Annotated in this window: 12 protein-coding genes; 10 read left to right on the top strand and 2 right to left on the bottom strand. The window is 73.8% G+C overall.

All coding sequences use genetic code 11. The features are described 5' to 3' along the window. The first annotated feature begins 49 nt into the window (after positions 1–49). Both Q0994_RS09755 and Q0994_RS09750 read left to right on the top strand, forming a co-directional pair. Positions 50–958: an aminoglycoside phosphotransferase family protein gene (locus tag Q0994_RS09755; protein ID WP_299531677.1), complete on the top strand. Its 909-nt coding sequence runs from the start codon at positions 50–52 to the stop codon at positions 956–958. After that, positions 955–1,530, top strand: coding sequence for an HAD domain-containing protein (locus tag Q0994_RS09750; protein WP_299531675.1), 576 nt, complete (start codon positions 955–957; stop codon positions 1,528–1,530). The genes Q0994_RS09755 and Q0994_RS09750 overlap by 4 nt, the downstream gene beginning before the upstream one ends. An 8-nt stretch (positions 1,531–1,538) precedes the next feature. Here Q0994_RS09750 and Q0994_RS09745 read toward each other — a convergent pair whose 3' ends face one another. After that, positions 1,539–2,783, bottom strand: coding sequence for an FUSC family protein (locus Q0994_RS09745; protein WP_299531673.1), 1,245 nt, complete (start codon positions 2,781–2,783; stop codon positions 1,539–1,541). A 184-nt stretch (positions 2,784–2,967) separates the two neighbouring features. Between Q0994_RS09745 and Q0994_RS09740 the strand changes: the two genes are divergently transcribed. The 7 genes from Q0994_RS09740 (at position 2,968) to Q0994_RS09710 (ending at position 9,416) form a co-directional block, all read left to right on the top strand. Next, positions 2,968–3,240 (top strand): DUF2087 domain-containing protein, encoded by a 273-nt coding sequence (locus tag Q0994_RS09740; RefSeq protein ID WP_299531671.1) that lies wholly within the window; start codon positions 2,968–2,970, stop codon positions 3,238–3,240. Between the two features lie 52 nt (positions 3,241–3,292). Continuing rightward, entirely contained in the window at positions 3,293–3,490 is a 198-nt protein-coding gene (locus tag Q0994_RS09735) for a hypothetical protein (RefSeq protein ID WP_299531669.1), read from the top strand. Between the two features lie 261 nt (positions 3,491–3,751). Further along, entirely contained in the window at positions 3,752–5,047 is a 1,296-nt protein-coding gene (locus Q0994_RS09730; protein ID WP_299531668.1) for an alpha/beta fold hydrolase, read from the top strand. 120 nt (positions 5,048–5,167) lie between these two features. Next, positions 5,168–5,902: a helix-turn-helix domain-containing protein gene (locus Q0994_RS09725; protein WP_299531666.1), complete on the top strand. Its 735-nt coding sequence runs from the start codon at positions 5,168–5,170 to the stop codon at positions 5,900–5,902. Between the two features lie 210 nt (positions 5,903–6,112). Then, positions 6,113–7,081, top strand: a complete 969-nt coding sequence (locus Q0994_RS09720) for an NADPH:quinone oxidoreductase family protein (protein ID WP_299531664.1) — start codon at positions 6,113–6,115, stop codon at positions 7,079–7,081. After that, entirely contained in the window at positions 7,078–8,286 is a 1,209-nt protein-coding gene (locus Q0994_RS09715; RefSeq protein ID WP_299531662.1) for an acyl-CoA dehydrogenase family protein, read from the top strand. The genes Q0994_RS09720 and Q0994_RS09715 overlap by 4 nt, the downstream gene beginning before the upstream one ends. Continuing rightward, positions 8,283–9,416 (top strand): acyl-CoA dehydrogenase family protein, encoded by a 1,134-nt coding sequence (locus Q0994_RS09710; protein ID WP_299531660.1) that lies wholly within the window; start codon positions 8,283–8,285, stop codon positions 9,414–9,416. The genes Q0994_RS09715 and Q0994_RS09710 overlap by 4 nt, the downstream gene beginning before the upstream one ends. Positions 9,417–9,492: 76 nt before the next feature. Here Q0994_RS09710 and Q0994_RS09705 read toward each other — a convergent pair whose 3' ends face one another. Next, entirely contained in the window at positions 9,493–10,716 is a 1,224-nt protein-coding gene (locus tag Q0994_RS09705) for a S1 RNA-binding domain-containing protein (protein WP_299531658.1), read from the bottom strand. Positions 10,717–10,988: 272 nt separating this feature from the next. Here Q0994_RS09705 and Q0994_RS09700 point away from each other — a divergent pair, with 272 nt between their 5' ends. Further along, a complete protein-coding gene (locus Q0994_RS09700) occupies positions 10,989–11,183 on the top strand; it encodes a hypothetical protein (protein WP_299531656.1) in 195 nt (64 codons plus the stop codon). The last annotated feature ends 98 nt before the right edge of the window (positions 11,184–11,281 follow it).

Below are 11,281 nucleotides of genomic sequence, written 5' to 3'. Positions count from 1 at the left end.
CCGGGAAACCCCTTCGCGTCCCCAGCCCCAGACCGGTGAGACTGCCGACGTGACACTCCACGAGAACGAGATCCCGGTCGACGAGCGACTGATCCGTGCCCTGCTGGCGGCCCAGCGCCCGGAGTGGGCCGGCCTGCCGCTGTCGGCGGCGGGTGCGGGAACCGACAACACGATGTACCGGCTGGGCGAGGACCTGCTCGTGCGGCTTCCGCGCACCGTCGACGGCGGGCGGTCCGTGCGCAAGGAGCAGGAGTGGCTGCCGCGCCTCGCACCTCTGCTGCCGTGCGAGATCCCGGACCCCGTCCACCGCGGGACGCCGGCCGCCGGCTTCCCCGCGGTCTGGTCGGTCCACCGCTGGATCGACGGCGACGAGGCCGGCCCCAAGACCGTCCGGGACTGGACCGCGTTCGGCAACGCCCTCGCCGGGATCGTGGACCGGCTCCACCGCGTCGACCTCATGGGCGCCACCCGTGAGGGCGGCCTCGACTGGTACCGGGGCGGGCCCCTCGGAGCCTGCGACCGGTGGGTCGGCCGGTGCCTCGACGACTGCCGGGAACTCGTGGGCGGCGAACTCGACGTCGGCACCCTGGAGCGACTGTGGCGGGACGCGGTCGCCCTGCCCGAATCCGTCGGACCCCAGGTGTGGCTGCACGGCGACCTCAAACCGACCAACCTGCTGGTCAGGGACGGCGCACTGCACGCCGTCATCGACTTCGGTGCGCTGTCCATCGGCCTCCCCGACGCCGAGCACGCCACGGTCTGGGACCTTCCACCGGACGCACGGTCCGCCTACTGGAACGCCCTGGACCTGGACGAGCCGACCTGGACCCGCGCCCGCGCCTGGGCGATCGCGGTGGGCGCCAGCGGGATCTCGTACTACCGGCACACGATCCCCGCCTTCGTGGCCGAGTGCCGGGCCCGCCTCGACGCGATCCTCACCGATGCCGCGGCACGATGAACCGACCCGGAGGAGCCACCGTGCCCCTGCTCTACCTCGACGTGGACGGGCCCCTCAACCCGTACGCCGCCAAGCCGCACCGCAGACCCGACGGTTACACCACGCTCCGGGTGCCCCGCGAAGACACGGTCCCCGCCAACCCGCTGACCCCGCGGCGGCCGCTGCGGATCTGGCTGAACCCGGAGCACGGCCCCGCGCTGCTCGCCCTCGGGCACGCACTCGTATGGGCCACGACCTGGATGGAGAGCGCCAACCGGTGGATCGCCCCGGCCCTCGGCCTCCCCGACCTGCCGTTCGTCGACTTCGGCGACGCCCTGTTCCGTGAGCGCCCCGACGCTGTGCACTGGAAGACCGAGGCGATCGTCGAGCACGCCGCCGGACGGCCGTTCGTCTGGGTGGACGACGAGCAGAGCGCACTCGACCACGCCTACGTCCGCACACACCACCCCGGACCCGCGCTGCTGCACCACGTCGACCCGCGCGCCGGTCTTGGCGCGGCCGACTTCCGCGCGCTCGCCGCCTTCGACGGCTCGGGCGGCGTTCCACCGGCGGCGCGTCGAGGGGCCCGGTAGGTCCTCGGTCAGTCCGCTTCCCCCGCGTGCGTACGCCGCACGGCCGCCGCACCGCTCAGCCGGCGCTGGACGGCGCGCAGGCGGGGGTGGCGCTGGTGCATCTGGGCGGAGTGGCGGTCCAGTTCCTCCAGGACCCGCTCCGACCGCTTGTCGATGTCCAGCTCGTCGAGCACCCGGTCCACCTCCGCCAGCAGAGCGCCGTGGAGCTGCCACTGCCGGGGGTGCTCCTGCACCGTGTCCAGCAGCAGGAACGCCACCCGGTCGCGGGTCTCGCGACCGCGGGCCAGCGCCTGCGCCAGGTGCTCCTCCGCGTCGTCGGCGCCTGCGCTCAGCGGGGTGGTGATCATCTCGGCGAACGCCTCGATCGCCTCGCCCATCCGGTCGAACAGCTCCGTGAGCCCCTCGGCCACCTCGTCGGGGAACAGCGACTCCTCGGTACGCGCCTTGGCGAGGTCGGTGAGCGTACGGGTCAGCACGCGCAGCACCACGGCGCAGATCTCCAGGGTGTCGAGGCCGGTACGCAGCACCACCCGGTGCAGCAGCCCCTGACGCACCCGCGGATTGAGCATCAGGCTCTCCTCCGCCTGCCGCAGGGAGGCGTCCACCTCGACGATGTCGTGGTCCAGCCGCCGCGCCTCGTGCAGCCGGGCCGCCGCCCGGGGCACCGGGGCGTTGCCCACCACTTCCTGGCCCATCGCGTGCAGCATCGTGCCCATCCGCCCGGCGAGTTCCTCGATCGAGGCGCCGGCGGTCTGCACCCACACGGGGGGAGCGAACAGCAGGTTGAACAGCAGCCCCACGCCCGCGCCGATCAGGGTCTCCAGCACCCGGTCCCAGGCGGTGTACGCGACCTGCACCTGCGACACCCCGAGCACCAGCATGGCGCTGATCGCCACCTCCACCACGAACTCGTTCACCCGCACCAGCCGCCCGATCATGAGCGCCGTGAAGATGGTCAGACCCAGGCTCCACCAGGTGAGCCCGACCAGGGTGCTGAATCCGATGGCGATGAGGACGCCGACGACGACCGAGTTCACCCGCCGGATGCCGGTCGTGAGCGTCGCGTAGAGGGTGACCTGGACGACCAGCAGGGCCGTCAGCGGGGCGGTGAGCGGAGCCGGATGGGGCAGCAGCCACGCGGCCACCGAGTACGCGATGACGGCGGCGGCCGTGGACCGCACGGCCTGGACGAACGCGGGCTCCGTGGTGCGGCGGACCAGTTTGACGACGGACGAGGAGGAGACATCAGGCATCCCCAGAGCGTGCCCCGCCTCTCCCGTCCCATGGCCGCGCAAGGCCGGGAAGATCGATTACGGGTCGCCGGGTGCCTCCGTACGGCGTACCGGCCGGTCCGCGCCCCCGGGCGGGCGACCGCCCCGGGTGCCACCGGAGAAAAGGTGTTGCCGCGGGCGCCGGGGCGTTGCGAGACTCCCGCTCATGTCCGATCACGCGACGACCGACGCGCGCCAGGTGGCCGCGCTCTTCTCCCACGGCCGCCTCACCGTCGTCCCACGCAAGCCCGCCCGCCGGGAGCAGCTCCTCGCCCACCTGGCCGGCACGCTCTTCGCCCAGGAGCGCACGTACTCCGAGAAGGAGGTCAACGCGGCGCTGCTGACGGTCCACGACGACTTTCCCGCGCTGCGCCGCTATCTGGTCGAAGGCGGATTCCTCGCCCGGACCCGCGACGGCGGCAGCTACCGGCTGATCTGACGGCCCGGCCCCCCGGCGGAATCACCGGGCGGCGTGCGGAAGACTGGGCGGCATGAGACGCACCCGGGGGGTCTGCGGAAACTGCCGACGGCGACGCGCGCTGCGTGGCGGCCGCTGCGGGCGGTGCCGCGCCAAGGACCGTCTGCCGGACGCGGCGGAGACCGCGGTGGACCTCGGCGAAATCGCGCCGGGCGTCCTGCGCGGTTTCGGCCGGGCCGTCGGCGCACTCGTGCGCGCCCTGTTCGACTGACGGCCCCGGACGCCGGTCCCGCGTTCCCACGCCTCCGCGAGCAGGTGTTTGCCCACCACCGACATCCCGGCCGGCTCCCGTCCCGTCTCCCACGCCTCCGGGACCGGGTCGCACCCGCGGCGTCGTGCCGGGTGACGTCTCGTCACGGACAGGCGGGACGTCCTCGTAGGAGTCCGGCCGGACGGTGTGCACGGGCCGGAACCGTACGACTCACGGTCATGTGCTGAACTGTCGGACAACCATCTCGTTCAGGAGCACCACGTGAGCAGCTACCGTCATCCGGGCGTCGTCTTCACCGACCGCCGATTCTCCGTCCCGCTCGACCACGCCGATCCGGGTGGCGAGCGGATCGAGGTCTTCGGACGGGAGGCGGTGGCGAGCGGCCGTACGGGCTCCGACCTGCCCTGGCTGGTCTACCTGGAGGGCGGCCCCGGCTTCGGCGCGCGGCGCTTCACCGGTACCGAGGCATGGCTCGGCCGGGCGCTGCGGGACTTCCGGGTCCTGCTGCTGGACCAGCGCGGCACCGGCCTGTCCACCCCGGCGAACCGGCAGACGCTGCCGCTCCGCGGCGGCCCCGCCGAGCAGGCGGAGTACCTCGCCCACTTCCGTTCCGACAGCATCGTCGCCGACTGCGAGCTGATCCGCCCGCAGCTCACCGGCGGTGCTCCCTGGACCGTCCTCGGTCAGTCCTTCGGCGGCTTCTGCGCGGTCCGCTACCTCTCCGCCGCCCCCGAGGGCCTTGCCGCCGTCCTGATCACGGGCGGGCTGCCCTCGCTCGACGCGCACGCCGACGACGTCTACCGCGCCGCATACCCGCGGATCGCGCGGAAGGTGGCCGCGCACTACGCCCGGTACCCGATGGACGTCGAGCGCGCCCGCGAGATCGCCGCACATCTCGCGGCGCACCGCCCGGAGTCGGCCGGGCACGTGCTGACCGTCGAGGGCTTCCAGTCGCTCGGCATCATGCTGGGCGGCTCCACCGGCAGCCACCAGCTCCACTACCTGCTGGAGAACGCCTTCGTCCGCACCCCGGCGGGGCCGGAGCTCTCCGACGCCTTCCAGGAGGCGATGCGTACCGCCAACTCGTTCGCCGCCCACCCGCTCTACGCCCTCGTGCACGAGGTGATCTACGGGCAGGGCGAGGAGGCCACCGGCTGGTCGGCCGAGCGCGTGCGCGCCGAGTTCCCGCAGTTCGACGCGGCGGCCTCGCTCGCGGGCGACGGCCCGGTGTACTTCACCGGCGAGTCCATCCACCCCTGGCACTTCGAGGTCGACCCCGCGCTGCGCCCGCTCCGGGAGACCGCCGACCTGCTGGCCGCCCGCACGGACTGGCCGGTCCTGTACGACAAGGAGCGCCTCGCCCGCAACGAGGTGCCGGTCGCCGCCGCCGTCTACCACGACGACATGTACGTGGACACCGCGCACGCGCTGGAGACGGCCGCGGCCGTCAAGGGGCTGCGGACGTGGGTGACCGACGAGTTCGAGCACGACGGCCTGCGGGCCGGCGGCCCCCGGGTCCTGGACCGTTTGCTGGCGCTGGTGCGCGACGAGATCTGACCGGGGCCGGGGCCGGGGACGCTGGTCCGGTCCAGTGCGTGCCCCGAACCCGGTGCCCCGAACCCCGGCCCCGGAACGGGCGGGTTTGACAAACCCGGTTGCCGAATCTGCAATGACCGTATGGAGCATGAACGGCGGAAGCCGCACGAAGACCCGTCCACGGCACGGACCGGCCGGGGGCCGACCGGTCCGGCGTCCCGCCCGGCGTCCGGCCCGTCGTCCGGTCCGTCGTCCGGTTCCGAGGGTGACGGCGGCCGGGCGGGGGCCGATCCCGAGCTGGACGCGGTGCTGTCCGGTGTCGGCCCCCGGCTGCGCCGGCTGCGCAAGGAACGCGAGGTCACCCTGGCCGCGCTCTCCGAGGCCACCGGCATCTCCGTCAGTACCCTCTCCCGTCTGGAGTCCGGCGGCCGCCGCCCCAGCCTGGAGCTGCTGCTGCCCATCGCCCGCGCCCACGAGGTGCCCCTCGACGACCTGGTGGGCGCGCCGCCGGTCGGTGACCCGAGGGTCCGGGCCAAGCCGATCGTGCTCCACGGCCGTACCGCACTGCCGCTGACCTCCCGCCCCGGTGGCCTTCAGGCGTTCAAGCTGATCCAGCAAGGCGTCTCCTCCTGCGAGTCCCCCGAGCAGCGCACCCACGAGGGGTACGAGTGGCTGTACGTCCTGTCCGGACGGCTCAGGCTGCTGCTCGCCGAGCACGATCTGGTGATGGGTCCGGGTGAGGCGGCCGAGTTCGACACGCGGCTGCCGCACTGGTTCGGCCCGGCCGACGACGAACCGGTCGAATTCCTCAGCCTGTTCGGTCCGCAGGGGGAACGGATGCACGTGATCGCCCGGCCGAAGGAGCGCCGGGACTGAAGGGGATGCGCCTCTCCGGCCCGCGTCCGCGCGCCTCCCGCCGCCCCCGTCGCCGAGCCTGCGCCCCCGCCGCCCCGCCCGTCGTCACCCACCGCCCGCCCGGCCGCAGTGAGGCCATTTCGGCCGCGTAGGGGTGTTCCCAGGTGGACAAGCGACCGCTTAGTATGCGCCGGAGCAGTGGAAACGCCCGACAGTGTGTGGAGGCCGATCATGCAGGCATGGCGAGTGCACCGGAACGGCGAGCCGAGCGAGGTGATGCGGCTCGAAGAGACGGACCGGCCCACCCCCGGCGAAGGACAGGTGCTGCTCGCCGTCCGCGCGGCCAACATCAACTTCCCCGACGCCCTCCTGTGCCGCGGCCAGTACCAGGTACGGCCGCCGCTGCCGTTCACGCCGGGCGTCGAGGTCTGCGCCGAGACCGAGGACGGCCGCCGGGTGCTCGCCACCCCCGCGCTCCCGAACGGCGGCTTCGCCGACTACGTCGTCGCCGACGAGGCGGCGCTGCTGCCCGTCCCCGAGGCGCTGGACGACGCCGAGGCGGCCGCCCTGCACATCGGCTACCAGACGGGTTGGTTCGGCCTGCACCGCCGGGCCCGCCTCCGGGCGGGGGAGACCCTGCTCGTGCACGCCGCCGCGGGCGGTGTCGGCAGCGCGGCCGTCCAGCTCGGCAAGGCCGCGGGCGCCACCGTCATCGGCGTCGTCGGCGGGGCCGAGAAGGCCGCCGTCGCCCGCTCCCTGGGCTGCGACCTCGTCATCGACCGGCACACCGACGACATCGTCGCCGCCGTCAAGGAGGCCACCGGCGGACGCGGCGCCGACGTGGTCTACGACCCGGTCGGCGGCGACGCCTACGCCAAGTCCGTCAAGTGCATCGCCTTCGAGGGCCGTGTCGTCGTCGTCGGATTCGCCGGCGGCACCATCCCCGCCCCGGCGCTCAACCACGCGCTCGTCAAGAACTACGCGATCCTCGGCCTTCACTGGGGCCTCTACAACACCAAGGACCCCGAGGCCGTCCGCGACTGCCACCGGGAGCTGACCCGGCTCGCCGCCAAGGGGGTCGTCAAGCCGCTGATCGGCGAACGGGTCCCGATGGCCGGGGCCGCCGCCGCCGTCCAGCGGGTCGCCGACGGCACCAGTACCGGCCGCCTCGTCGTCCTGCCCGAGGGAGCCGCCCGATGACCGCCCCCGACACCGCCGAGGTGCTGCGCCGCACCCGCGAACTGCTCGCCGCGCACCCGCCGGCCACCACCGGCCGCACCGACTTCCTCAAGGCCCGCTTCGACGCCGGACTCGCCTGGGTCCACTATCCGGAAGGTCTCGGCGGCCTCGGCGCCTCCCGCTCCCTCCAGCCGGCCGTCGACGCCGAACTCGCCGCCGCCGGAGCCCCCGACAACGATCCGCGCCGCATCGGCATCGGCCTCGGCATGGCCGCCCCCACCCTCCTCGGCTTCGGCACCGACGAGCAGAAGCAGCGCTTCCTGCGCCCCCTGTGGGTCGGCGAGGAGGTCTGGTGCCAGCTCTTCAGCGAACCCGGCGCCGGCTCCGACCTCGCCGCCCTCGGCACCCGGGCGGTGCGCGACGCAGGGAGCGGAGCCGAGGGCGGGGGCGACTGGGTGATCGACGGGCAGAAGGTCTGGACGTCCAGCGCACACCTCGCCCGCTGGGCCATCCTCATCGCCCGTACCGACCCGGACCTGCCCAAGCACCGCGGCATCAGCTACTTCATCTGCGACATGACCGACCCCGGCGTGGAGGTCCGGCCGCTGCGCCAGATCACCGGCGAGGCCGAGTTCAACGAGGTCTTCCTCACCGGCGTCCGCATCCCCGACAGTCGCAGGCTCGGTCCGGTCGGCGACGGCTGGAAGGTCGCCCAGACCACCCTCATGAACGAGCGGGTCTCCATCGGCGGCTCCCGCATCCCCCGCGAGGGGGGCATGATCGGCCCCGTCTCCCGCACCTGGCGCGAACGTCCCGACCTGCGCACCCACGACCTGCACCAGCGCCTGCTCACCCTCTGGGTGGAGGCCGAGGTCGCCCGCCTCACCGGCGAACGGCTGCGTCAGCAGCTCGTCGCGGGACAGCCCGGCCCCGAGGGCTCCGGCATGAAGCTCGCCTTCGCCCGCCTCAACCAGCAGATCAGCGGCCTGGAGGTCGAACTCCTCGGCGACGAGGGCCTGCTGTACGGCGACTGGACCATGACCCGCCCCGAGCTGGTCGACTTCACCGGCCGAGACGCCGGCTACCGCTACCTCCGCTCCAAGGGCAACTCGATCGAGGGCGGCACCAGCGAAGTACTGCTGAACATCGTCGCCGAACGCGTCCTCGGACTCCCCTCCGAGCCGCGCAACGACAAGGACGTCGCCTGGAAGGACCTCGCCCGATGACCGCACCGCAGCCGTCCGCCACCCCCGACCTGCTCTACTCCGAGGACGAGGAGGATCTGCGCTCCGCCGTACGGGCGCTGTTCGCCGACCGCGCCGACCACGCCGCCGTCCTCGCCCGCGCCGAGTCCGGCGCCCCGTACGACCCCCAGCTGTGGAAGTCGCTCGCCGGCGGCATCGGCGCGGCCGGGCTCCTCGTGCCGGAGAAGCTCGGCGGCCAGGGCGCCTCCTACCGCGAGGCCGCCGTGGTGGCCGAGGAGATCGGCCGCAGCGTCGCTCCCGCCCCCTACCTGACGAGTGCCGTGGTGGCGACCACCGTGCTGCTCGCGGTGGCGGACGCGCAGGGACCGGCCGCAGCGCTGCTGGGCGACCTCGCCGAAGGCCGCAGGACCGCCGCCCTGCTCGTCCCGTTCTCCGCCGCGCCGGCCGACGCCGCGCACGCGGGCGTGGTCGCGGCCGACGCCGGCACGGTCTCCGGCACCGTGCGGGGCGTGGCGGACGCGGCCGGCGCGGACGTGCTGCTGGTCCGGGCGGCGGACGGGCTGCACGCCGTCGAGGCGCACCAGGACGGGGTCACCGCCGAGCCGCTGGTGCCCTTCGACCTGACCCGTCCGCTCGCCGCCGTACGGCTCGACGGCGCGACCGCCGTCCCGCTGGCCACCGGGGACGCCGCCACCGACGCGGTGCGGCAGGGACTGCTCGCCGGCGCCGGGCTGCTCGCGTCGGAACAGCTCGGCGTCGCCGAGTGGTGCCTGGCCGAGACCGTCCGGTACACCCGCGAGCGCCACCAGTTCAACCGGCCGGTCGGCTCCTTCCAGGCGCTGAAGCACCGGATGGCGCAGCTCTGGCTGGAGGTCGTCTCCGCACGGGCCGCCGCCCGCAACGCGGCCGACGCCCTGGCCACCAGCGCTCCCGACGCCGCCCTGGCGGTCGCGGTGGCCCAGTCGTACTGCTCCGGTGTCGCGGTCCACGCGGCCGAGGAGTGCGTCCAGCTGCACGGCGGCATCGGCATGACGTGGGAGCACCCGGCCCACCTCTACCTCAAGCGCGCCAAGGCCGACTCGATCGCCTACGGCACCGCGGGACGCCACCGCGAAACCGTCGCGGACCTGGCGGAGCTGCCCGCCCCCTGATGCGCGCGCCCGGCCCGCATGCCGCCCGGCCGAAGCCCGAACGAGGGCGTCGGCCGGGCGGGGTGCCGGGACGGGCTCAATCCGGCGTCCGCACCCGCTTCAGCGACAGGGAGACCCGCAGCCGGCCGAGGTCGACCTCGACCACTTCGGCCGTGACCGTCTCGCCCACCCGGACGGCGTCGGCGGGGGAGCCGACCGGCTCGTGCGAGAGTTCGGGAAGATTGATCAGCGCGGTGCATCCGCCCAGGTCCACGAAGGTCACGCCGAAGTCGGCGACCGCCGTGACCGTGCCGGTGACGAGTTGTCCCGGCCGCAGCACCGACATGAACGCCCACTCCCGGTCGCCGGGTGTCGGATCGGTCTGCCACCGGGCCCGCAGCACGCCGTCCTGGTCCGGCATGACCGCTGTGTGCAGCGGGTGACGCTCGTCGGTGGACAGGGAGACGACGGCCGCGGCCCGTGCGCCCGCGACGCTTGCGGCCACCGCTTCGGAAACGCCCATGTCGACGACTGTTCCGCACATCCGGCCGTCGGCGTCCTCCCTGAGGATCTCCGCCAGGCCCTCGTCCGGCAGCGAGCGCAGGGCCGTGGGGACATCGGTGAACAGGTCCGGCCACACCGCGAGCATGGCGCGCGGCGCCAGACGCGCACGGACGGACTCGAGGTTGCCGGGTGTCAGGCGGTGCCAGCGCGAGGCGTTGTGGGCGTGCGTCTCCTCCAGCAGCAGGGTGCCCAGCGACCTGCGCACCAGGCCCCAGAAGTCGTCGTCGGCGGGCCGCCGCACGAGGTCCGGGTCGTCCTCGAAGTCGTACGGCGAGCCCTCGACGCGCTCGGCGAAGAGGCCGAGCCCGCGGGTCCGGGCGACCGCCTCCTCACACACCGTGTTGCTGCCGACGTACAGGCACCGGTCCCAGCCGACATGCACCGCGAACTCGCCCTCCGCCTCCAGACGGCACCACGCGCCACTCTCGCGCAGCATGGCGCGGACGAGTTCCAGGGCGACGGAGAGGGACACCACCGCGCCGTCGTGATAGCCGGCCAGGTCGGGCGGAAAGAGGCCGGCCAGGCCGTGCCCCGGCACCGGGTGCCCTGCCCCGAAGCGGATGCCCGTGCCCGCCTCCGGCTCACGGATGGTCAACCGCCCGATCCCGCGAGCTTCGGCGAACGCCGCCACGGCGTCCAGGCAGGCGGCCTCGACCGGCCCGTGGTCGCCGACCGCTTCCTCCGTGCCTCGAAAGCGGCCCCGGTCGCCCCGGTCGCGAGGGTCGTACTTCGTGATCCGGTACACATGCGGAAGCACGGCGGGCGTCCTCCTGGCAGATCGGAGCGGCGGATGGCGGATCCCGCCGGGAGCCCCGAGGCCCCCGGCGCGGTCGCTGCCCCGGAGCGTAGGGGAGCCCCCGGTCCGCGCCGCGCCGGGGTGGCTTGCGCGCACTCCGCCGGCTCCGGCCCCAAACGGTCACGGCGCGTCAACACCCGTTCGGCGGACACGTCGGACCTCCGAACGGCCGCCCCGTTACGCCACACTGGCGGCCGAAAGCCGCAAATCCGGCGCGGCGGAGGAGGCTCGTCATGGCCATTTCGATTTCCGTGGTGCTGTTCCTGTTCATCCTGGCGGTGATCTTCCTGCGCAACGGCGGGCTCAAGGTCTCGCACGCCATCGTCTGCGCCCTGCTCGGCTTCCTGCTGGCGAGCACCCGGATGGCCCCCACCATCCACGACGGCATCGTCGCCACCGCCGACATCGTGAGCGGCCTGCGCCCCTGACCTCGGCCGGTCCGGCGACCCGCCTCCGTGGTCCCGGCGACCAGTCGGCCGACGACGGACGACATATGGTCCGCCGCCGCCACCGGTGCCCCGCGACG

It is taken from the genome of uncultured Streptomyces sp., assembly GCF_947488945.1.
GTDB lineage: Bacteria > Actinomycetota > Actinomycetes > Streptomycetales > Streptomycetaceae > Streptomyces.
Note: the sequence above shows the minus strand (reverse complement) of the source record. Positions and strands in the feature narration are given on the sequence as shown.